General features: G+C 55.7%; 21 protein-coding genes and 1 pseudogene. 4 read left to right on the top strand and 18 right to left on the bottom strand.

Annotated features, from left to right (window positions below):
- Nucleotides 1-2: 2 nt before the first annotated feature.
- Complete coding sequence (locus tag PSSD_RS01660) at nucleotides 3-911, bottom strand: LysR family transcriptional regulator (protein WP_039327171.1); 909 nt, start codon at nucleotides 909-911, stop codon at nucleotides 3-5.
- A gap of 129 nt (nucleotides 912-1,040) precedes the next feature.
- On the opposite strand from PSSD_RS01660, the gene PSSD_RS01655 reads away from it, so the two are divergent.
- On the top strand, nucleotides 1,041-1,601 hold the full coding sequence (locus PSSD_RS01655; RefSeq protein WP_039327170.1) for an antibiotic biosynthesis monooxygenase: 561 nt from the start codon (nucleotides 1,041-1,043) through the stop codon (nucleotides 1,599-1,601).
- Nucleotides 1,602-1,620: 19 nt separating this feature from the next.
- A pseudogene (locus PSSD_RS01650) lies at nucleotides 1,621-3,488 on the top strand (amidohydrolase).
- A 21-nt stretch (nucleotides 3,489-3,509) separates the two neighbouring features.
- Here PSSD_RS01650 and PSSD_RS01645 read toward each other — a convergent pair.
- Nucleotides 3,510-4,457 (bottom strand): sensor domain-containing diguanylate cyclase, encoded by a 948-nt coding sequence (locus tag PSSD_RS01645; protein ID WP_039327165.1) that lies wholly within the window; start codon nucleotides 4,455-4,457, stop codon nucleotides 3,510-3,512.
- Between the two features lie 326 nt (nucleotides 4,458-4,783).
- Between PSSD_RS01645 and uxuA the strand changes: the two genes are divergently transcribed.
- Nucleotides 4,784-5,848: a mannonate dehydratase gene (gene uxuA / locus PSSD_RS01640; RefSeq protein ID WP_039327161.1), complete on the top strand. Its 1,065-nt coding sequence runs from the start codon at nucleotides 4,784-4,786 to the stop codon at nucleotides 5,846-5,848.
- Nucleotides 5,849-6,040: 192 nt separating this feature from the next.
- On the opposite strand, the gene fabF is transcribed toward uxuA, so the two are convergent.
- From fabF to iolG, 15 genes are all read right to left on the bottom strand, one after another.
- Entirely contained in the window at nucleotides 6,041-7,303 is a 1,263-nt protein-coding gene (gene fabF / locus PSSD_RS01635) for a beta-ketoacyl-ACP synthase II (protein WP_058969041.1), read from the bottom strand.
- A gap of 10 nt (nucleotides 7,304-7,313) precedes the next feature.
- Nucleotides 7,314-8,870 carry a DHA2 family efflux MFS transporter permease subunit gene (locus PSSD_RS01630; RefSeq protein ID WP_058969039.1) on the bottom strand — a complete coding sequence of 519 codons (1,557 nt, stop codon included), beginning with the start codon at nucleotides 8,868-8,870 and terminating at the stop codon, nucleotides 7,314-7,316.
- The gene (locus PSSD_RS01625; protein ID WP_058969036.1) at nucleotides 8,867-9,907 is read right to left on the bottom strand and encodes an HlyD family secretion protein; all 1,041 of its coding nucleotides are present in this window, start codon (nucleotides 9,905-9,907) and stop codon (nucleotides 8,867-8,869) included. The genes PSSD_RS01630 and PSSD_RS01625 overlap by 4 nt, the downstream gene beginning before the upstream one ends.
- Complete coding sequence (locus PSSD_RS01620) at nucleotides 9,904-10,449, bottom strand: winged helix-turn-helix transcriptional regulator (RefSeq protein ID WP_058969033.1); 546 nt, start codon at nucleotides 10,447-10,449, stop codon at nucleotides 9,904-9,906. The genes PSSD_RS01625 and PSSD_RS01620 overlap by 4 nt, the downstream gene beginning before the upstream one ends.
- A 153-nt stretch (nucleotides 10,450-10,602) precedes the next feature.
- Nucleotides 10,603-11,295, bottom strand: a complete 693-nt coding sequence (locus PSSD_RS01615; protein ID WP_034823323.1) for an amino acid ABC transporter permease — start codon at nucleotides 11,293-11,295, stop codon at nucleotides 10,603-10,605.
- 16 nt (nucleotides 11,296-11,311) lie between these two features.
- The gene (locus PSSD_RS01610; RefSeq protein WP_197063286.1) at nucleotides 11,312-12,001 is read right to left on the bottom strand and encodes an amino acid ABC transporter permease; all 690 of its coding nucleotides are present in this window, start codon (nucleotides 11,999-12,001) and stop codon (nucleotides 11,312-11,314) included.
- Between the two features lie 79 nt (nucleotides 12,002-12,080).
- Nucleotides 12,081-12,896, bottom strand: coding sequence for a transporter substrate-binding domain-containing protein (locus PSSD_RS01605; RefSeq protein ID WP_039327144.1), 816 nt, complete (start codon nucleotides 12,894-12,896; stop codon nucleotides 12,081-12,083).
- A gap of 20 nt (nucleotides 12,897-12,916) precedes the next feature.
- Nucleotides 12,917-13,654: an amino acid ABC transporter ATP-binding protein gene (locus PSSD_RS01600; protein ID WP_034823326.1), complete on the bottom strand. Its 738-nt coding sequence runs from the start codon at nucleotides 13,652-13,654 to the stop codon at nucleotides 12,917-12,919.
- A 12-nt stretch (nucleotides 13,655-13,666) separates the two neighbouring features.
- Nucleotides 13,667-14,233 carry a peroxidase-related enzyme gene (locus PSSD_RS01595; RefSeq protein WP_058969030.1) on the bottom strand — a complete coding sequence of 189 codons (567 nt, stop codon included), beginning with the start codon at nucleotides 14,231-14,233 and terminating at the stop codon, nucleotides 13,667-13,669.
- Nucleotides 14,230-14,712: a CMD domain-containing protein gene (locus tag PSSD_RS01590; protein ID WP_039327130.1), complete on the bottom strand. Its 483-nt coding sequence runs from the start codon at nucleotides 14,710-14,712 to the stop codon at nucleotides 14,230-14,232. Before PSSD_RS01590 ends, PSSD_RS01595 begins: the two co-directional genes overlap by 4 nt.
- Complete coding sequence (locus tag PSSD_RS01585) at nucleotides 14,709-16,163, bottom strand: NAD(P)-binding domain-containing protein (protein ID WP_058969027.1); 1,455 nt, start codon at nucleotides 16,161-16,163, stop codon at nucleotides 14,709-14,711. The genes PSSD_RS01590 and PSSD_RS01585 overlap by 4 nt, the downstream gene beginning before the upstream one ends.
- 422 nt (nucleotides 16,164-16,585) lie before the next feature.
- Nucleotides 16,586-17,548 carry a LysR family transcriptional regulator gene (locus PSSD_RS01580; protein ID WP_058969024.1) on the bottom strand — a complete coding sequence of 321 codons (963 nt, stop codon included), beginning with the start codon at nucleotides 17,546-17,548 and terminating at the stop codon, nucleotides 16,586-16,588.
- 225 nt (nucleotides 17,549-17,773) lie between these two features.
- A complete protein-coding gene (locus PSSD_RS01575; RefSeq protein ID WP_058969022.1) occupies nucleotides 17,774-18,703 on the bottom strand; it encodes a sugar ABC transporter substrate-binding protein in 930 nt (309 codons plus the stop codon).
- A 50-nt stretch (nucleotides 18,704-18,753) separates the two neighbouring features.
- The gene (locus tag PSSD_RS01570; RefSeq protein WP_058969019.1) at nucleotides 18,754-19,548 is read right to left on the bottom strand and encodes an SDR family oxidoreductase; all 795 of its coding nucleotides are present in this window, start codon (nucleotides 19,546-19,548) and stop codon (nucleotides 18,754-18,756) included.
- Complete coding sequence (gene iolG / locus PSSD_RS01565) at nucleotides 19,541-20,572, bottom strand: inositol 2-dehydrogenase (RefSeq protein WP_058969016.1); 1,032 nt, start codon at nucleotides 20,570-20,572, stop codon at nucleotides 19,541-19,543. The genes PSSD_RS01570 and iolG overlap by 8 nt, the downstream gene beginning before the upstream one ends.
- Nucleotides 20,573-20,814: 242 nt before the next feature.
- Here iolG and PSSD_RS01560 point away from each other — a divergent pair, with 242 nt between their 5' ends.
- Nucleotides 20,815-21,858, top strand: a complete 1,044-nt coding sequence (locus tag PSSD_RS01560) for a LacI family DNA-binding transcriptional regulator (protein WP_058969013.1) — start codon at nucleotides 20,815-20,817, stop codon at nucleotides 21,856-21,858.
- A gap of 7 nt (nucleotides 21,859-21,865) precedes the next feature.
- On the opposite strand, the gene PSSD_RS01555 is transcribed toward PSSD_RS01560, so the two are convergent.
- On the bottom strand, nucleotides 21,866-22,774 hold the full coding sequence (locus tag PSSD_RS01555) for a LysR family transcriptional regulator (RefSeq protein WP_058969011.1): 909 nt from the start codon (nucleotides 22,772-22,774) through the stop codon (nucleotides 21,866-21,868).
- Between the last annotated feature and the right edge of the window lie 93 nt (nucleotides 22,775-22,867).

Here is a 22,867-nt window from a genome sequence, read left to right as displayed (position 1 = left end):
CATCACGCCGGAGAATAGATCTCCTGCAGGCCCGGCAGCGCGAGTAAATGCTCGCGCCACCAAATAGCCGCATTACCCGAAGCGCTCTCATTCCACGCCAGATACGCCATATCACGACGGCACTCGCTATCCAGCTGACGCGCCACCAGCGCCCCACTCTCCAGATGCGGTTTTGCCAAATACAGCGGCAAATAGCCGCAGCCTAAACCATCCAGCTGCGCCTGCAATTTCGCGGGGAAGTCATGCACGCTCAAGGTTTTCTGCTCATCCAGCACGCGCAAATCAATCCCTGCACCGTGACGTGAGGAGTCATGAACGGTAACCGCTCGATACTGGCGGATTTGCTCACGCAGCAGCGGTTCCGGCGCGGAGGCGAGTGGATGTTCCGGTGCCACGGCGAAAACATATTCCAGCCAGCCCAACGGTTGGCAGACAATCTCTTTGCGCGTGGCGGGCTCTTGCACCGCGCCAAAGACAATGTCCGCATCGCCGTAGTTGAGCGCTTCCCAGCAGCCGGAAAGCACATCCTGACGGAACTGCAGTTGGGTATGCGGATGCTCCTGATAGAACTGATCGATCAGCGGCGTGAGAATACGAAAAGGCAGCGAAGCATCGACGCTGATTACCAGCTGACTTTCCCAGCCACTCTCCACATAGCGCGCCTGCTGTTCTAACTCATTCACCGCACGCAGCAGAGTGCGGCCTTTCTCCAGCATCAACCGCCCTGTCGGGGTAAATGTGGCACGATGGCCAGAGCGATCGAGCAGCGTGATTTTGAGATCGCTCTCCATCTTCTGCACGGTATAGCTCAACGCAGACGCGGTTTTAAACAGACGTGCAGCTGCCGCAGCAAAGGTGCCATGGCGATCCAGCGCATCCAAAATCAGCAATGCCTCAAGATTTAAACGCATTCCCTACCCTCCCCAAAAATTGTTGAACAACAACCCAAAATCTATCCGTTATCAATAAACGCTCTCATTTCGTATTTTTTTACTCAACGACGCAAGCACTTTCACCAGCAGTAACTTAAGGAACAACCTATGAATTATTCACAGCAGGCCAACCATGTGACGCTGGTGATTACCCACAGCATCCTGCCTGAAAAGCAGGCCAGCTATGAGCAGTGGCTCGACACCATCATGCCGCAGGCCGCGAGTTTTCAGGGGCACCTTGGTGTGAATGTGCTGCGTCCGGTACACGGCGATAACGCCTACACCGTACTGATTCGTTTTACCGGGCTGGATGAGCTGTACGCCTGGCTAAAATCAGACCAGCGCAAAAGCCTGATCAAAGATCTGCCAACTATGCTGGCGCAGCCGGAACATATTGAGGTACGTCCCGGCGCAGCGTTCTGGTTTACCCCGACGCAAAAAGGCCAGGTCAAACCCGCGAAATGGAAACAATACTTACTGACGCTGGGGGTGATTTTTCCGTCTACCAATCTGGTGCCGTGGTTCTGGAACCAGGTTTTGCCTGCCGCCCACGGCACGCTGTGGGGCCACTTGCTGAATGATGCCAGCGTGGTGGCACTGGTGGTGTTCTTATGGATGCCTGTCGTAACACGAGTTTTAAAACAGTGGCTAATTGGCCGCAACGCGTAATCTAACTGGAGAAGAGATGATGACAACGGCCTCACTGATTTTTACCAACGGCAAATTCCACACCGTGGATCGTGCTAACCCGTTTGCCAGCGCAGTGGCGATCAAAGACGGCAAGTTCCTGGCCGTGGGCAGCGAAGCGGAAGTGATGCGCTTTGCAGGCAGCGATACCCAGATTATTGATGCCAAAGGCAGTACCGGCATTCCGGGCCTCAACGATTCACACCTGCACCTGATTCGTGGCGGCCTGAACTACAACCTTGAGCTGCGCTGGGAAGGTGTTCCTTCGTTAGCGGATGCATTACGCATGTTGCGTGAACAGGCACTGCGTACCCCTTCACCACAATGGGTGCGCGTCGTCGGCGGTTGGAGCGAGTTCCAGTTTGCTGAACGCCGTATGCCGACGCTGGATGAGATCAACGCCGCAGCGCCAGATACGCCAGTCTTCATCCTGCACCTGTATGACCGCGCCTTACTTAACCGCGCCGCACTGCGCGTGGTGGGTTACACCAAAGACACACCTAACCCTCCGGGCGGTGAGATCCAGCGCGACAGCAATGGCAATCCGACCGGGATGCTGATTGCGCGCCCCAACGCCATGCTGCTGTATGCGACGCTGGCGAAAGGCCCGAAACTGCCGCTGGAACAGCAGGTCAACTCTACACGCCAGTTTATGCGTGAGCTGAACCGCCTCGGCCTGACCAGTGCCATCGATGCGGGCGGCGGCTTCCAGAACTATCCCGATGATTACGATGTGATTTCAGAGCTGCATGCCAAAAGCAGCTGACGGTGCGTATCGCCTATAACCTTTTCACGCAGAACCCCGGCCACGAGCTGGAAGATTTTGAGAAGTGGACCGATATGCTGAAACCGGGCCAAGGCACCGACTTCCTGCGCCACAACGGCGCGGGCGAAATGCTGGTGTTCTCGGCGGCCGATTTCGAAGACTTCCTTGAACCGCGCCCTGATTTGGCACCAGGCATGGAAGATGAGCTGGAGCGCGTGGTGCGCCATCTGGTCGAGCATCGCTGGCCGTTCCGCCTGCATGCCACCTATAACGAATCGATCAGTCGTATGTTGGATGTGTTCGAGAAAGTAAACCGCGACATTCCGTTCAACGGCCTGCACTGGTTCTTTGACCATGCCGAAACCATTACCGAAGCCAACATCGAACGCGTTAAGGCGCTGGGCGGCGGCCTGGCGGTACAGCATCGCATGGCGTTCCAGGGTGAATACTTTGTTGATCGCTATGGCAAAGAGGCGGCTAAACAGACTCCACCGGTGGCACGTATGCTGGATGCCGATGTCCCGGTCGGTTTAGGGACCGATGCCACACGCGTGGCCAGTTATAACCCGTGGACCGCGCTGTACTGGCTGGTTTCTGGGCGCACCGTGGGCGGAATGCAGTTGTACGATGACAATGCCCGTATTGACCGCGAAACCGCGCTGATGCTGTGGACCAAAGGCAGTGCCTGGTTCTCCAGCGAACAGAATGCCAAAGGCGAGATTAAAGTCGGACAGTTAGCGGATTTAGTGCTGTTGTCGAAAGATTTCTTCAGCGTGCCGGAAGAGGAGATTAAAGGTATTGAGTCGGTGTTGACGCTGGTCGATGGCGAAATCGTATATGCCGCAGGCGGCTTCTCTCCGCTGTCACCCCCGCCGGTACCGGTATTGCCTGAGTGGTCACCGGTCGTCACCGTGCCGGGCCACTATCGCAGCGCCCCACCGCAAGCCAATGGCCGCGCCGCGATGATGCCTAAAGTACACCAGTGCAGCGGCCCCTGTGGCGTGCACAGCCACTCGCACGATGTGGCGCGCCAGTCTTCGGTGCCGGTGTCGGATAACAATGCGTTCTGGGGAGCGCTGGGCTGTTCTTGCTTTGCGTTTTGAGTGAGGTGCGGGGTGATAACCTCACCCCGCCAGTCCAAACCCCTGTTTACCATTCTTCTTAATCTGGTACATCGCTTCATCGGCGCGTGTCAGCGCCTCATCAAAACTATAATGTGGCTGCACCGCCGCCACGCCAATTGACGCGCCAATCTGCGCATGACCGTTATCCACATCAAACGGCGTCAGCGCCGCATCCAACACCGCTTGCATCATGATGCGTACTTTCGGGAAGTCGATCAGGAACGGCATCAACAATACAAACTCATCACCGCCCAGACGCCCCACGACGACATTTGGTGGTACCTGCTCGCTGATACGCTGGCTGAGCTGAATCAATACCTCATCGCCACTGCGATGGCCCAGCGTGTCATTAACGTGCTTGAAGTTATCGAGATCGATAAAGGCCACACACAGCGGCCCCTGCGCTTTCATTTTGCTGAAATGCGTGTGCAAGGCATGGCGGTTGGTCAGGCCCGTCAGCGGATCGTGGTTAGCCAAAGAAGAGAGCTGTGCTTCGTAGTTCTTCTCTTTGGTCATATCGATGTGCGTACCGGTGACTTTAAGTGGATTGCCCTCTTCGTCCCATTCACTGACGCGCCCGCGATCCAGCACCCAGGTAATTTTGTCATTCTTACCCAGCATGCGATGCAGCGCTTCATAGTAAGGTGCGCGCCCTTCTATATGATCGTAAAAGGCTTTCAACACCTCATCCGCATCGTCGGGGTGCAGGCGTTCACGCCAGACCTCAAATTGCGCTTTGGTCTCTTTGGGTTGGAAGCCCAGCATGGAGCCCCAGCGACGATTAAAAATCACCAGCTTGCCGCTGGGAATATCCAGCTGCCACAAACATAAACCGGTTCCATCCAGCGCCGCACTCAGCTTATTACGCGCGTCATGCGCTATGCGCTTTAAGCGCGCATTATGCTTTTTCAGGTTCTGAATCTGCTGACGCAGCGCTTCTTCGGACATGATGGATGACGGAGAGGAAATAAAAGCTATTTTGCCTGCCAGGAAGTTTCTGTAAATAAAACAAATGAAAAGCCGATTAGCAGCGGCAAATTGCGCCGACCTCAGAGGTTACGGCGAAATAATCCCTATAAATCAGTGAACAAAACTTTCTTTATGGTGAGATGGCAGTCGAACTGCACATCAGCCAAGGAAAAACGGCTTATCGAGGGAGAAATGATGATCTGTGACGCGGATCAAGGGATATTCGGTACACGACGCTGTCATCATGTTTACTAGAATGGTAGTTTAACAGTTATCGCAGCAACACGATAACGGTGGATGAGATTATGCAACTGACAATGCGTTGGTTTGGTCCGAAAGAAGACAAAGTTTCGCTGGAATATATTCGCCAGGTGCCGGGCGTACGCGGCGTGGTGGGCGCACTCTATGATGTGCCCGTCGGAGAAACCTGGCCGAAGGACAAGATTAAAGCGCTGGTTGATCAAGTGCATGGTGCTGGTCTGACCGTTGAAGTGATCGAAAGCGTTAACATTCACGATGACATCAAGATCGGCCTGCCAAGCCGCGATCAGTACATCGAGAACTATAAGCAGAGCATCCGTAACCTCGCTGAAGTGGGCGTAAAAGTCATCTGCTACAACTTCATGCCAGTGTTTGACTGGATGAAGACCGACATGAACTATGTGTTGCCGGATGGCTCACTCACCATGGCGTTCGAGAAGAAAGGCATCGATAAGAGCCTCGACGAAGTGGTGCAAGAAGTGTTGGGCAACTCCAACGGTTTCGCCTTGCCAGGCTGGGAGCCTGAACGTCTGGCGAAAGTGCAGGATCTGTTTGCGCAATATAAAGATGTTGATGACGCGAAGCTGCGTGAAAACCTGGCTTACTTCCTCAAAGCAGTGATACCGGTGTGTGAGGAAGTGGGCGTGAAGATGGCGATCCATCCTGACGATCCACCGTATTCGATCTTCGGTCTGCCGCGCATTGTGAAAAACCGCGAAGATCTGGATTGGATCTGTAACGTGGTGGATTCCGAGGCCAACGGTATTACGCTGTGTACCGGTTCGATTGCGGAAGATCCGCAGAACGATGTGTATGGCATCCTGGCGGAGTTCTCCCGCCGCAAACGCATTCCGTTTGCCCATGTGCGTAACATCAAGATTATTCAGGATAAAGATTTCTACGAGTGCGCGCATCCAACTGAATACGGCTCGCTGGATATGTATAAAGTGCTGCAGTCGATGTATGACAATGGCTTTGATGGCTACATCCGTTCAGATCACGGCCGCTTTATCTGGGGCGAGACGGGCCGTCCGGGTTATGGCCTGTATGACCGTGCGCTGGGTACCACCTATCTGATGGGATTGTGGGAAGCGTTGGGTAAGCGCTGATAGCAGCCAGGTGCGCATAAATGCGGCATTGGATACTGTGCGGTTATTGGCCAGGTGCGCATAAATGCGTCATTAGGTGTTGTGCGGTTATTGGCCAGGTGCGCATAAATGCGCACCCTACAGTTCTTTGTAGGGTCGCAATTTATGGCGACCAGGCAGATGACCGCACAATATTGATCGCCAACCTATCCGTTAGCCCCAGCCCTTAAACAGCAAACTGGCATTCACGCCGCCAAATCCGAAACCATTCGACAGCACATGTTGTATCGCCATCGGCTGCGGTTTTAACGCCACCAGATTCAGCCCGGCGGCGGCTTCATCGGGATGCAGCAGATTGAGAGTCGGTGGCGCAATCTGATCTCGCAATGCCAGGATCGAGAAGATCGCTTCGACCCCACCAGCCGCGCCCAACAGATGCCCAGTGGCCGATTTGGTCGAGGTGATCGCCACATCGCTACCGGCAAACAACGAGCGGATCGCCGCCAGCTCGCCCTTGTCACCTACTGGCGTGGAGGTGGCGTGCGCATTGATGTGTTGCACATCTGCAGGCGTAATCCCCGCCTGCGCCAGCGCGGCTTCCATGGCACGGCGAGCGCCCTCACCGCTTTCCGGCCCGGCAGTGAGGTGGTAAGCATCAGCGCTGGTGCCGTAACCGACTAACTCCGCCAGTGGGGTGGCACCGCGCGCCTGCGCATGCTCCAGCGACTCAATCACCAGCAAGCCAGCGCCTTCGCCCATCACGAAACCATCGCGATCGCGGTCAAAAGGTCGTGATGCTTGTTCAGGACGATCGTTAAAACCACCGGACATCGCTTTCGCGGCGGCAAACCCGGCCAGGCTGACGCGATGGATCGCAGCTTCCGTGCCGCCGCACAGCGCAATATCCGCCTCTCCGCTGCGGATCAGTCGTGCAGCATCACCAATCGCCTGAGCACCCGCGGCACAGGCCGTGACCGGCGCCCCAATTGGGCCACGGAAACCATGCGCAATCGACACATGTCCCGCTGCCAGATTGGCGAGGAATGACGGAATGGTGAAAGGCGACAGTCGGCGTGGACCGCGATTGGCGGTGGTTTCCACCGCATTGGCGATTTCGTTGAAGCCGCCGATTCCGGTGGCTATCACCGTGGCGGTACGCTGGTGCAGCGCCTCATCCTGCGGAAACCAGTTGGCTTGCGTCAGCGCCTCGTGCGCCGCGACTAAAGCAAACTCAATAAAGCGATCCATTTTCTTGCGATCTTTCGGCGCGATCACGCGTTCGGGATCGAAACCATGCTGTGGATCTTGCTCCAGCCTTGGCACCTGCCCGGCAATTTTGCAGCTGATATCCTGCACCATCTCTTCCGGCAAAGCGCTGATACCGGATTTCCCGGCCAGCAGTGACTGCCATACGGCTTCGGTCCCGCAGCCAAGCGGCGAAACCAGCCCCATACCTGTAATCACAATACGTTTCATTGATAACTCCTTAAGCCGCGGGCTTTTTCATAAACGGAACCAGCAGCGCGGCGATACAAAATCCGACCATAATCAGCCAGAACGCGTCCGAGAAAGCCTGCGTCCGTGCTTCGCGCAGGGTAAGTGAAGCCAGTGATTGCAGCGCCGCCGTGTGCGCGGCATCCGGGCTTAATCCGTTGAGAATCAGGGCTGCGGTACGCGATTGCAGATAGTCACCGAGTGACAGGCTGGCGCTGTTGAGATGGTCAGCGAGGCGGCTGTAATGCAGATTGGTACGGTCGTTCAGCACGGTGCCGCACAGTGCGATACCGATGGCACCGCCGAGGTTGCGCATCAGATTAAACAGTCCTGAGGCTAATTTTAGCCTTGCTGGCGGCAAGCTGCCGAGCGTCAGAGTGACCGTGGGCGCTACGGCAAACTGCTGTGCCATGCCGCGAAAGGCTTGCGGAAACAGCAGCTCTTTTTCGCCCCAGTCATGGGTGATGGGCACAAAGAAAAACATCGACAAGCCAAAACTCATCAGCCCAAAGGCCAGCAAAATGCGCAAATCGACGCGATTCGCCAGCCACGCATAGAAGGGGATCGATAAGATCTGAAAGATGCCGGTAGAGAAGATCGCCAGCCCGATCTCCAGTGCGCTAAAGCCACGTACCTGCCCGAGAAACAGCGGCGTGAGGTAAATGGTGGCGAAGATCCCGACTCCCGCCATAAACGAAAAATAGCAGCCAAGGGTAAAGCCCGGATCTTTCAGCGCCCGCAGATCCATGATCGGCTTCGCATGATTAAGCGTACGGATCACGAAGAATACGCCGCACACCAAGGCGATCCAGCCGGTAGTGGTAATAGTGCTGTCGTCAAACCAGCCCCAGCGCGGGCCCTCTTCTAACGTATATTCCAGACACCCCAGCGACAGTGCCAACAACACAATGCTGAAGTAATCCGCGCCGCGCAGCAGTTCGCGGTTAGGCGCGTCGATCCTGACCAACAGCGGCACGGCAATAGTGATGTAAATGCCGGGAATAATGTTGATGTAAAACAGCCAGTGCCAGCTTAAGTTATCGGTAATCCATCCGCCGACCGTTGGCCCCAGCGTTGGCGCTAACGAGGCCAGTGCGCCCACGGTGGCGGCGGCGATCACCCGTTGCTTGCCCTGAAAAAACGCAAAGGCGGTGGTGAAGACCAGTGGGATCATCGATCCGCCCGCCAGCCCCTGTAAGGCACGGAAGGCGATCATGCTCTGGATGTTCCACGCCCAGGCGCACAGCAGGCTCATCAGCGTAAAGCCGCAGGCCGAGGCCGCAAACAACCAGCGCGTTGACATCACGCTCGCCAGCCAGCCGGAGAGCGGGATAATGATAATCTCCGCGATCAGATAACTGGTTTGCACCCACACGGTTTCATCATCGCCGGCTGATAATCCGCCGCCAATATCCCGCAGCGATGCCGAAACAATCTGGATATCCAGCAGGGCAATAAACATACCGATGCACATGGTAGCGAAAGCGAACACCTTCTTGCTTACCGGCATCTCTGCCGGAGCCATCAGCGGCGCGGCCACGCTGCTCATCGCATGTTTCTCTCATCAACCGTTACCGTGACGGATAAACCCGGACGCAGCAGGCCGAGCAGAGCCGCATCGCCATCCAATACAATACGCACCGGCACGCGCTGGACGATCTTAGTGAAATTGCCCGTGGCGTTTTCCGCCGGAAGAATGCTAAAGCGCGAGCCGGTGGCCGGTGACAAACTGCCGACATGGCCGTTGAACGTGCGGCCGGGTAAGACATCCGCCACAATGCGGGCCGCCTGTCCGGGGCGCATATCCGCCAGCTGGCTCTCTTTGAAATTGGCATCGATCCACAATCCCTGTGCCGGCACCAGCGACAGCAGTTGCGTACCGCTGCTAACATAGGAGCCTGACCACGCGCGACGATTGCCGACCACGCCATCAAACGGGGCGCGGATTTCCGTGTACTCAAGATTGAGCTTCGCCATCGCCAGTCCCGCCTGGGCTTGCACTAACGCCGCCTTCGCCTGCTGCTCGCGTGCGTCTAATACCTGCAACTGGCGCTCGGCAACGCGGGTATCGGCGCGGCTTTTGCTCTCTTCGGCTATGGCCTGATGGTAATCCGCTTGCGCATGGTCGCGAATCTGTTGCGACACCGCGGAACTGCTTGCCAGCGCACTGTAACGACGTTGATCCGAGGTGGTTTTCTGCGTCACCGCCTGTGCCGCCAACAATGAAGCGTGCGTACCGGCAATGGTGGCGAGCTGTAACTGGCGCGTCGCCGCGATATCACTTAACGCGGCTTGCTGTGCGGCGACTTCACCCGCCGCCTGATCCAGCGCTGCCAGATAATCCCGGTTATCCAGTTGCACCAGCAGATCGCCCTTTTTCACCCTGGCGTTGTCCTGCACCGCCAGCGTGTGAATATAACCCGGGACTTTCGCCGAGATCGCGCTGATATCTGCCCCAACGTAGGCATCGTCAGTCGAAGGCATAAAGCGCGCCGTATGCCACCAGTAATAGCCATAGCCTGCCAGTGCCATACCGCCCAGCGTCAGCGCTAACAGCAGCGCCGATTTTTTGCGCGTGAGTGTCATGATTGCTTCTCTGCCAGCGCAGGCGGTGTGAATTTCTGCGTGGTATCACCAGCGCGTTTTTTCTGCAGATAGTCATGGCGATAGTGCATCATTGGCACCGCTGCCGGGCCCGGCACCATTTGGTATTTATCCAGCGTCAGCGGCTGGCCATTCTCGCTATCGACCAGTTGCAGTTTCACCGGGCGCTGGGTGGCGGTTTCCACCAGCTGCATCTGACGCCCTTCCGGCGAAAAGTGCGTGCTGCCCCACTCGGCCAGCGCCAGAATCACGCCGCGCAAATCACGTCCGGCGTGAGTCAGATGATATTCGTAACGCGCTGGCGTGGTGCTATAGCACACCTTCTCCAGCAAACCATCTTCCACCAGCTCTTTCAGGCGACGCGACAGGATGTTAGGCGCAACGCCGCTGCTTTTCTGGAACTCGTCAAAGCGGGTAAAGCCAGCCAGCGCGTCGCGCATGATCAGCATGCTCCAGCCATCTCCGACGCGACCCAGGCTGCGGGCAATAGGGCAAGGCATATGGTAAAGCGGTTCGTTTTTCATGAGAGGTATTCTGCAGGAGATTGGATGCGGAATACTGTCGCAAAGTCACTTTCATTTTGCAAGTAACTTGCAAAATGAAAGCAAGGAGTGTTCATTATCCAAAAAAAACGGCAGCCACATTGGGCTGCCGTTTTCGCATCAATATCATGAACCTCAGGTGCGCACGCGCAGTGCTGCCTCGATCTTATCGGCGATCTTGGTGACCACATAGGCAATCACCATGTAGAACACCACCGCGATCAGGAAGGCTTCAAGGTAGTAGAAATTCAGTGCCGCAGTGAGCTGCGCCTGAGCAAAGATATCCACCACTTCGATGGCAAACGCCAGCGACAGTGCCTTCATGATCACCATAAAAGCATTCGCCAAATCAGGGATCGCCGCCACGATAATCTGTGGGAACATCACCCTGCGGAACAGCTGACCCCCGCTGTAACCCAGCGATAAGGCCGCATCGGATTGCCCACTGTCGAACGAGTTCAGCGCACCTTTCCATACTTCAGCCTGGAATGCCGCTACGCAGGCACTCAGCGCCACAATGATGATCACCCAGTTCGGCAGCGAATGGGCATTGACCTCAACACCAAACAGCGTGGCAACAAAGTGCAGTGCCGGTGGCAAGCCGTAATAGGCGAGGAAAATCACCACCACCATCGGTACGCCTTTGAAGGCGATTTTGTAGGTGATGACTAACTGACGCAGCACCGGAATACGGCGATGTTCAATAAACGCGAACAAACCACCGAGCAGCGTCGAACAGATAAAGACCGTCACCGCCATCAGCAGCGTCACCGGCACAGCATCGAGAATGCTCCAGAAGTCCGGCAGCAAAACCTCAGCATCAAACATGGTTTTTCTCCCCTACTCAGACGCTGGTGGTGAACTTCACGCGCGCCGCAGACTTCGAGCTGTACTTCGCATGACGTTGTTCGAAGAAACGAATGATCAACCAGGCCACACCGCACAGCAGTGAATAGAGCACCGCCAACACCAGATAGGTGCCGAACTGATACTGGTTGTAATCGCGTTCCATAATTAAGTGCGCGGTCGCCATCACATCCGCCGCCCCGATGTACATCACCAGCGCCACGTTATGAATCAGATAGATAATCGCATTGCCGTAACCAGGCAGTGCGAAGTGCACCGCTTGTGGCCCAATCACACGCAGCATTTTCTGGCGGAAGCTGTAACCGAGGCTGTCGGTGGCATCGTGCTGACCCCGTTCCACGGCGAGGTACGCCGGGCGCATCACTTCCGACAGATAGCCGCCGTGATACAGGCTCAGGCCGATCATCGCCGCCACGTTGGCGGTAAAGAAGTCACCAAAACCAAAGTTATCGGTGATCAGCGGCATGCCGTAAAAGGCGACAAACAGCTGTAATACCACCGGTACGCTGCGCGCGTAGGAAACATAGAGATCGGCCAGTTGGCTGATCACCGGGATGCGGCGCACGCGAAAAACCGTGGCGATCAGCGCCAGAAAGAACCCGGCAATCATCGCGACAAACATGATGCCGAGCGTCAAAGGCAGCGCCGACAGCAGTTCAGGAATCATGGAGGATAGATTCACGGTGAAACACTCCTGCTAAAAAGGACAGCATGCGCCCGGATTAAGACCGGGCGCAGTGAATCTGTTACTTCATGTACTTCGTCACTTCTTCGCCGAACCACTTCTGCGCCAGCTTATCCAGCGTGCCGTCATCTTTCAGTTCTTTCAGCGCTTTGTTCACATCATCGTTCAGCGCCTGGTTTTCAGCAGAACGGTGGATCAGCACATAAGTGTTATTGATCACCACTGGCTCACTGGCTTTGATCGCCAGCTTCTGGTTGTCGATCACCGTCTGTTCACCGAGGTTTGAAGGCAAGATCAGCGCATCGTATTTACCGTTCTGTACTTCTTTCAGACGATCCGGGTAAGGCACGCCAGCACTGGAAGCTTTGATGGTGATTTTGTCATTCGGGTTATCCTGCTGCCACTGGGTGACGAACTTATACACGCCACCGCCTGCGGTCACTGGCACGATATTCTTGCCGACCAGATCTTTCATACCGTTGATATTGCTATCGCTGCGGCTGTAGATCTTCATCAGGCTGGCACCGATCGGTGCATCGGGGATCAGGAACTGTTTGCTGCGTGCAGGCGCCTTGTAGTAACCGCCGGTCGCCATGTCGTACTTGCCGGTCACGAGGCCGGTTTCCTGCGCGATGTCTGCCGCGCCTTCCATGACAAATTTGTACTGCGGCAGTTTAGCGTTGATAGCTTTCAGCACGTCCGGCTCATAGCCTTGCGGCTCGTGACCAATCGCGCCCCATGACAGCGGTTTGGATTCGGCTGCGGTAGCAATTTTAATGGTACGGACCGCGTCAGCGAAGCTGTTACCGCTGATCAGGGCTAACGCGATGATGCCAGGCGCGGCCAGGCGACGTAATGTGGTTTTGATTGCAGGCATGTCTTTGATTCCTTTAATTATTAGAATGCTCGTTCACTACTGAGGAACTGTGCAAGGCGCGGCAGGGTTGGGTTATCAAACATCTCTGCCGGACTGCCCTGCGCGGCCACCACACCTTGATCCATAAACACAATGCGATTCGAGATGCTTTTTGCGAACTGCATCTCGTGCGTTACCAGCAGCGAGGTAATGCCAGAAGACGCCACATCTTTAATCACTTTCAGCACTTCCCCCACCAGCTCAGGATCGAGCGATGAGGTCGGTTCATCAAACAACATCACATCCGGACGCACCGCCAGGGCACGCGCGATACCGGTACGCTGTAACTGGCCGCCAGACAGCTGCGACGGATAGTGATCGAGTTTGGCACCCAAGCCCACACGTTCCAGCTCTTGCACGGCAATATCGCGCGCTTGCTGTTTGGTTTTACGCTGGATCACGATCAGTGGATCCATCACGTTTTCCAGCACCGTCATGTTTTTGAACACGTTGAATTGCTGAAACACCATGGCGGTGCGCAAACGGATCGCCTGGATCGCCGCTTTATCTGGCGACTGGTAATCCATACGGATCTGATCCAGCTGGATAGTGCCCGCAGAGGGCTTGGCCAAGTAGTTAATGCAGCGCAGTAGCGTGGTTTTGCCGGTGCCGCTTGGCCCGATGATCGACACTACATCGCCGCGTTTAACCGACAGATCGACACCTTTCAGGATCGGGTTGCTGCCATAAGAGAGCGTAATATTGTTGAGTTCTAACATCTGGTGCAGCCCTTATTTGTTCAGGTCAGCATGGCCGAGCACATGCATCAGACGGTTGGCCCAGCCGAAAATGGCAATGGCGTGGATCAGATCGATGATCTCCTGATCGTTCATACCGACCGTGCGCAGTGTCGCTACATCTTCCGGCGTGGCTTCTGATGGCGTGACCGATAAACGACGAGCAAAGTGGTAGATCGCAGCATCACGCTCACCTAACACATCCGCTCTATCAAAATAGATGGCACTGACCACCGCGTCACTCTCGGCCAGCTGTGCATGGCGGCGCGCATGCACCACGGCGCAATAGCGGCAGCCGTTCACGATCGATGCCCCCAACGCGCCCAGTTCACGATCGGCACGATCGAGACCGCCTTCGACATACATAATCGCGTTGAACAGCCCGGTACGCGCGGTGTAGCTCTCGGGATCGTGTACCAGCGTGCGCACGTACTCGGAGATCTTCTTGTTGGATGGCGTCACCTTCATCGCATCCAGCTGGGCCGGCGTCGCTTGTTCGACGTCCACGGGCTGAATGTAAGGATGCCAGTGCAAAGGCTTGAGATTAACCGACGGAATCATGCAGACCTCAGCAGACGTAAGCCAGCCGCAACGCGCGTCTGGAAGTTAACAAAGGCAATCAGTTCAGAGAGCGCGACGATTTGCGGATTGCTCAAACCGGCCTGTTCCAGCAGGCGGATATGCTGCTCGGTGGCCTGAATTGGCTGCTGCGTCACCATGTCGGCATGACGTGCAATGGTCGCCAGCGGCTCTTCCGCTACGGCGCAACCCGAGGCCAGCGCCAGCAGAGCTTCAGACGGGTTTAACGCCGCCAGTTGTGCCTGATAATCGCGTTGCAGCGGCGCATCGTAATTCAGCACCGCCATACGCTGCGCCAGCGCCAGACGCAGATCCGCAGGCAGACCCTGATCGTCTTCCGGCGTGAGTACTGACACACGGCACGCTTCCGCACCCACAACAAATTCGGGGCGCAGGCGGCGCGTTTGATACAACGCATCTTCTGGTGTTAATCCGGCTGCTTGATCAATAGCGTCGCTCACAACGCGTTCTCCTGTTTGAGTAAGGGGGTTGAGTCCACCCATTCATCGCCCTGCAGTTCAGGGGTGTCAAAAGCTTGTAAGTTGGCGTAGTGCTGCTCCACGTCTTCGGCAAACAGTGAGGCAGTAATCCCGCGCACCAGACGATCGGCACCGGCGCTCACCGCCGGAATATCGCCGGAGACTTTGCCGTGCGTCAGCATCGCGGCATCGTTAAAGCAGTGGATGTGTGCCAGCATCGGGCAGGCGCCTGGAGACAGTTCGCGAAATTCGAATGATGGGCCGAGGTCGGGCGCTTCCAGCATGCTGTGACGCGCGTTCCCCATTTCTGGCTGATAGCGACCATCAGACCAGCTGCGGATATGCGGTGCGATAGCCGCAAATTCCGGGCGACCGTGGAAATCGTTGGTGAAACCGGTAGCGGCAATCAGATAGTCGTAGTGCAGCGCACCTTGGGTAGTTTCGATGAGCAGGCCATTCTCTTCCTGTTTGACAGCATTGATGCCGCAATCGAGGAAGAAACGCGCATTTTCATGACGCGATACGCGCAAAGTTGAGGAACGTGGTGGCGGCGTTTGCGTGGCGGCGGTGTAATCGACAAACTTCCATTTCCACGCATCCGGCAGCTGGTGCATACCGTGCACCACGCCCTGGCTACCAATACCGGTCATCTTGTTGATGCGCGGCATCGCTTTGCGGCGAATCAGCAAATCCACCGCGCCTGCGCCCTGCTCCAGCGCCGTGGCGGCGTTGTCCATCGATGAAGCACCTGCGCCAATCACCGCAATACGTTTCCCCTGCAAGGCAGCAAAATCGATGTCATCCGCGGAGTGCGCCCAGAATTGACGATCGATGCCTTGCAGGAAATCCGGAACGGCAAAGCCGCCGAGACCAGAACGTCCCGTGGCCAGCACCAAACGACGCGTGTAAACCCGGCCGGTTTCGGCACCGTCCAGATCCAGCGCAATCAAATCCCCGTCCTGCGCGATATTGCTCACGCGCACGTTGTTATGCACCGGCAGATTCAGCACCTTGCGATACCAAATCAGGTAATCCATCCACTGTGCTTTAGGGATTTTGTCCAGCTCCTGCCATGCCTCTTTGCCCCACTGCGCGGTAAACCAGGCGCGGAAGGTCAGTTGAGCCAAGCCGAGAGCCGGACCGTGCAGGGTTTTCGGTGAGCGCAGGGTTTCCATACGCGCAAAGGTGATCCACGGACCTTCCAGCCCAGCGGGTGCGGCGTCATACGCCACCACATTACTGATGCCGGTGAATTGTAATTTGGCCAGTGCCGCCAGCCCGCACATGCCTGCGCCAATCACCACCACGTCGCGCACCGGTGCACTCAGATAGGTGCGTTCCGGTACCCAGGATTTGGCAGGCAGTTCCAGAAACTCCAGATCCTGTTGTAGCTGAGCTTCCAGCGCGGCAAGACCTTTAGCGGCATAAGTCATAGAGAGATTTCCCTGGTGTCAGCGATCGCCATGAGAGCGAGCGAAAACGGTTAAAATGCGTTGATGGAGCGACCGTTTTAATTATCTATAAATCACATAATGGATAGCTAACAATCATCAATACGCATAATAAGAACTAAGTTTTCGCATAATCCTCTTGCCCTAAATCGGAGTCAAGAAGTGCGCTCAGGATTTGACCAATGGATTTCTTATATCTTATGCCGGAAAAGTTATAAGCGTTGAAAATAAAGGGATTGTGCATGACGGTGCGCATAAATGCGCACCCTACGGAGGATCGCGAAGGCTGTTGGGTCAGCTTTACGCGCACCCTACAGAGAATTGCGAAGCATGTAGGGTCATCTTTGTGCGCACCCCACGGAGGACCGCGAAGGCTGTAGGGTCACCATTTATGGTGACCGCGGTTATCCGTTCTGGTTAATCACCCGCATAATGCGCGGATGTTCACTGGCGGGCAGACGTTCAAAGCCCGGCAGAAGCTGGGTCGCAGCCTCTGCCAGCGCCTCCACCAGCGCCAGTGCGGCACTGGAAATCTGACGCCCCTGCGGCGTAATCACGCCAAAGAAATAGGGAATATCTTCCTCAATCGGACGAATCGCCACGCCAGCCAGCGGCATGCCCCAACCCGTTACCGGCTCAAGGATCGCCACGCCCAATCCAGCGCGCACGCAGCCAAGAATGTTCGCCGAGGAGTTGGTTTCGATGGTTTCCAGCAGCGGCGCTTTCACCTTCTTCAGGGCTTTCTCATAGCGCCCACGCAGACGTTGCGGGCTCCAGGGGGCGATTAAACGACGGCCTGCCAGCTGGCTGAGGGATAGCGTAGCCTGCGCCGCCAGTTCGTCCTCTTCCGGTAGCGCAATCACACACTGAGATTGTCCAATCCAGTGTAATTCAACCGCATGATGCTCCAGCGGCAAGCTGCAGAGCCCAATATCGGCCTCTGCGGTGATCACCGCATGCGCGGTCTTTTCCGCGGACTCACTGAGGATCTGCACTTTGTTCTGCAAATTCAGTGCCGCCAACGCCTGCGGCAATAAACCGGCAGCCAGTGCGGGCGTGGCGGCAATACTGAGTGGTCGATGCTGCTGATGCGCGATCTCCTGCGCGCGCAGGCGGATCTGCTGCAACGACAGTAAGGCTTTTTGCACATACTGATGGAGTTGCAGCGCCTCTTCAGACGGATGGATGCGTGGCCCGTTGCGGATAAACAGCGGATAACCCAGCGACTGCTCCAGTTCCTGAATCAAGCGGGAGACCGCAGGCTGCGAGCGGTTCAGTGCTTTAGCGGCTGCCGTGACGCTGCCCGCAGAGATCACCGCCGAGAAGGCTTCCAGCTGGCGCAAATCGAGGTCGTTTAACAGGGTCATCGCGTGGTTACTTCCCTAAGTCATTGATCGTTCCCGACAATCATGCGGGAAAAAATCCATCATAGAGAGAGTGATGAGAATTAGCCACTCTGGGCGGCGTAGAGCCGGTTTTCGCCAGGTGCGCATCAATGCGCACCCTACGGGAATGGGTAATACACAGGCATACCCTGCGCACACTGTAGGGTCGCCATTGATGGCGACCAGGTCAAATCACACGCAGCAGCTTTATCGCGTATTACTGTTGGCAAACTGGCTGACATTCTCTTTGGTAATAAGTTGATAAGGTATAAAGGTATCCTTTGCCACCTTCTCGCCTTTTACCAAACCGATCGCCGATTGCACTGCGCCATCGCCCTGACCTTTGGCATCCTGGAACACCGTCAGACGCATGTCGCCGCTTTTGATGAACTGTAACGCATCCGGCGTGCCATCAATGCCCGCCACCTGCACGTGCTTCGCGCCCGCCTGCTTCAACGCCAGAATGGCCCCAATCGCCATCTCATCGTTATTGGCGACGATAGCATTGATGTCCTGTCCGGTGAGCAGCCAGTTGGTGGTGACATCATTCGCCTCTTTGCGGAAAAACAGGGCCGACTGCTTATCCAGCACTTTCATCCCCGGATGCTGTGCAATCACCTCTTCTACCCCTTTGGTGCGTTCACGGGTATCTTCACCGGAGAGATTCCCCATCAGAATCATCACGTTGCCTTTATCGCCCATCTGTTTTGCCAACGCTTCCATCTGCATTTTTCCTGCGAGGCGCGGATCGGAGCCCACATACGCCATGCCATCACTCAACGGCGTTTCGGGTCGGCGGTTAACAAACACCAGCGGCACTTTGGCTCTCTGAGCCAGGGCAATAATCGGTTTCATCGCTTGCGTGTCCGTGGGCGTGACGATAATGGCGTCCACCCCCTGACCAATAAAGGATTCAACTTGCTGCAACTGCTGCGCGGAATCGCCTTTGGCATCCTCAAACTGCCCTTTCACATCGCCGAGCTGCTTCATTTTGCTGGCCATGGCCTGGCGCAGGATGGTCTGAAAATTATCGTCGAAATGATCCATGCTGACGCCGATGCTGAGATCTTTCGCCATCACGCTCACGGGTAACGCGCACAGCAGCGCCAGCGCGGTAAGGTGTTTTTTGAATTGCATAATCTGACCTTATTTTTATTGATAGGTAGGGGACAGAATCAGTGCCCAGATTACTCTGGATAGGCACCGGCAACATTCTGGTCGTAATCGATCAAGGCACCGGTCATCACACCGGCTTCATGGCTCAGCAGATAACTGGCAAGCCCCGCCAACTGCTGCGGTTTACATAGCTGCCCCATCGGCTGCGACGCTTCAGCACGCTCCAGCCAGCCATCGGTGGCAGCGTGGTACTTACGTTGAGTGAGATCTTCGCCTGGGGTGTCCATCCAGCCTGGTAAAATGGCGTTACAACGAATACGGTTGCCGCGATAGGCATTGGCGACGTTTTTGGTCAAGGTTGCCAGCGCGCCTTTAGACGCCGAGTAAGGCGCCAGATAGGATTGCCCACAGTGTGCACACTGCGACAGGATATTGACGATCGCCCCGATACCTCCCTGCGCCAGCCGATGGCGCACAAAGCCCTGCATCAAAAAGAACGGCGCGCGCGCATTGGTATTAAACATTTGATCCCAGAGTGCGAGCGGCGTATCCACCAGCGTGCCTCGAGCGCCCAATGCAGCGGCGTTGACCAGCACATTCACATCACCAAAAGTGGTGACGGCTTTCTCCGTGAGTGCCAGACAGGCTTCGACATCCTGCAAATCCAGCGCCACAAACTGCGCCCTGGCACCTAACTCAGCCAGCTCAGCACTGGCTCGCGTGCCTTTTTCGGCATCGCGCCCCGCGAGCACCAGACGCGTGCACCCTTCCAGTACCAGTTGACGTGCGATGGCAAACCCCACGCCCTGGGCGCCACCGGTCACGATGGCAATGGTATTCACATGACGGCCTGCGGTGTTATGCATGAGGGAACTCCTGATCTAATCCGGTGAGATGAAGTGTTTTGCCCAGTTTGAGTGATGCGGTGGCGGCTTCTGCCAACAGCGCGGCCTTCAGGCCATCCAACGCATTGACCGGCATCGGTGTGCCACTGCGTGCGCATTCAAGGAATAAGCGCATCTCTTCGATGTAGCTCGGCCCGTAGCGCTCCATAAAGAACTCAAGGATCGGTGCGGCACAGCCGGGGGCTTCTGGCGTGTAGCGGGTGAAGCCTGATTGCCGTGGGTTATCGGACATCACCATGCCCTGCGAGCCAAACGCCTCGATGCGCTGATCAAAGCCATAGCTGCAACGGCGGGAGTTAAGGATGGTGACAAGGGTGCCATCCTCTGCCAGTAACGTGACGCTGGCGGTGTCCACATCCCCCAGTCGACCGATTTCCGGGTCGATAATCGACGAACCATGCGCGGTGATGCTGACAAACTCTTTGCCGACAATTCCGCGCGCCATGTCGAAATCGTGGATCATCATGTCGCGGAACAGGCCGCCTGAACGGGGAATGTACTCCAGCGGCGGCGGAAACGGATCGCGGCTGGTGAGGGTGAGTTGCTCCAGACGACCAATCTCACCCGCCTGCACCGCTTGGCACACCGAAGCATGACCGCGATCGAAGCGGCGATTAAAGCCGAGGAATACCTGCTGTGCGGCCTCGCTGCCGATGATTTCAATGCAGTGCCGCGCCTCGGTTAAGTTGCTGGCAATGGGTTTTTCGCACAGCACCGGTTTACCGGCATTGACCGCCGCGATGATCAGTTCCACGTGAGTGTCTGAAGAAGTGGCAATCACCACGGCAGTGACCTCCGGATGGCCGATCGCCGCCGCGGCACTGGATGCCACCGCCGCACCGGTTTCTGCTGCCATCGCATCAGCTGCCGCACTGACGGGATCGTACACCGTAACGATCTGCCCGCCGGCCTGGCGAATGGCAGCCGCATGCACTTTTGCCATGCGGCCCGCGCCGAGTAGCGCAATGCCGGTTAATTGCGTCATGTTTGACTCCTTAAATAAAAGGATTGATGGTTGCTTGGTTATTTACGTTATTTACATCGAATGAATTTAATTAAACAGGATGGTCTCAACGCCCTTTTATTTTAAAACCTCAGTTACACTCATTAATAAATCCCACTCACCTCACGAATTAAAAATTAAGTGATGCGGATATATTGATCAATCGCTGAATTGGCGGTAAACATTCATTCAATGATGGCTTCCCTTCAAATCGGGGCTTTATTGTGACTGACATCAAAAAAACCACGTTAGATCAGATTGCTGCCGCTGCAGGCGTCAGTTTAAGTACCGTCGATCGGGTGATGAATCGACGCGGCGGTGTTTCTCCGGCCAGGGAAGCCAAAGTGCTGGAGTGGGCCAACAAGCTCAACGTGGATCGCGTGCTGTTTCGCGGCTATTTGCCGATGCTGCGCGTGGCGGTGCTGATGCAGTCGCCCAAGAATCCCTTTTATCGCGGTCTGCGTAATGCTTTCGCCGACATTGGCGCGACCCTGTCCGATATGCGCCTCAACTGCTTTATCCACTACCTCAATCTGACCAATCCGCAGGGCACCATTAAGCAGATCCACCAAATTGCGGCAGTCAACGACGCGATGATAGTGGTATGCCCCAACGATCCGGATGTCGCGGAAGCACTGCGCCAGATTTCAGGCAAAACGCCGGTGGTGACGCTGGTCACCGACATCCCCACCAGCGGGCGTATCGCCTATGTGGGGCCAGATAATCGTCAGATGGGACGTGCAGCCGGTGAACTTATTGGCCGTTTTTGCGGTAGCCAGGGCGGTGAGGTTTTAGTGGTGCTGGGTATGCAGCATATGATTGGTCATGAAGAGCGCGAGATGGGGTTCCGCTCGGTACTGCGTGAGCGTTTTCCACAGTATGCCATCAGCGAAACGCTGGAAAGCGGCGAGGATCAAACCCGTGCCGGTGAAGTGGTGCGACGGGCGTTGCAAAATAATCCGAATATCCGAGGTATCTATAACGTCTCTGCGGGCAATACCAATATTACTCAGGCAATAAAATCCCTCAAACTGGAACAGCAGGTGGTCTTAATTACCCATGAACTCACTACTGAGCGACGTCGAATGTTACGTGAGGGGGTTATTGATGTGATTATCGATCAAAATCCGCATGAAGAAGCGCGCCGCGCACTGGAGATTATTGCGGTGCATTTTAATCGCGTCGAAAATGATAAAAATACTGGCGGCTACACTCCGTTCAATATTTATATTCGCGAGAACTGCCCGCCGGAATCAGAATTCAGTTAATCGCTCATTACAGTTTTTCCGTGAGTTCGCGCTTGTTGTCATTTAACAGGCGCAGCATCTCACGCAGATAATCATCTTCATTGCCCTTTTGCCAGGCAATGCTCAGGGGCAGCCCTTTGATTTGTTCAGGTAACGTCAGCGCGATATAGCTGACGCTGTCACTGTTCATGGTGCGGTAAGATGCGGGCACCACCGCGAGGCCCAAGCCTGCGGACACCAGGCTCAAAATGGTCTGCTTCTCTTCAGCGAACTGGGCAATATGCGGCGTTAATCCGGCCTGTTTAAACAAACTCATGGTGAGATCGTGACTGTGTGGGCGCGTGCGTCGGTCGGGAATGATCATCGCCTCATGTTGAAAATCCTCAACGCTGACCTGCGTTCGACCCGCCAGCGGATGCTGCAACGGCACGGCCAGTACGCAGCTTTCTCGGGTGATAAAACGCATCGACAGCGAGGCATCCATTACCTGCGGGGCACGAATAATAATCATATCCAGCCAGCCTGATTTTAATTTCGGGATCAGGTTGATGGTTTTATCTTCAATAATATGAATATCACTGGTGGGATGTAGCGGTACAAATAAATTCAATAATGCAGGCACTAATCCGCGGGCGGCGCTATCAATTGCGCCAATACGCAATGTACGGCGATCATCTTTTAATCCCACTTTGAAACGCAGTGCCAGCGCGTCAAATTGATCGATAAGTTTGCTGGCTTCGTCAAAAAAGATCGCACCTTCTGCCGTGAGTGAAACATTGCGCGTTGAGCGGTTCAATAACCGCACGCCGAGGTCCTCTTCCAGTAATCGAATGAAGCGAGAAAGTGACGCAGGCATCATTTCCATTCTTTGGGCTGCGCGCCCAAAATGGAGTTCTTTACCCACCGCCACAAAACAACGCAGTTGATTTATATCCACATTTCCCTCGCCATTCGATTATTCAAATACTTTATATAATCCACGCTTAATGATCCGCCAAGTCAAAGCTGCATACTGAACTCGATTACAAAA

The sequence above is a fragment of the Type-D symbiont of Plautia stali genome, assembly GCF_001485335.1.
Taxonomy (GTDB): domain Bacteria; phylum Pseudomonadota; class Gammaproteobacteria; order Enterobacterales; family Enterobacteriaceae; genus Pantoea; species Pantoea vagans_C.
This window is presented reverse-complemented; position numbering and strand designations above follow the sequence as displayed.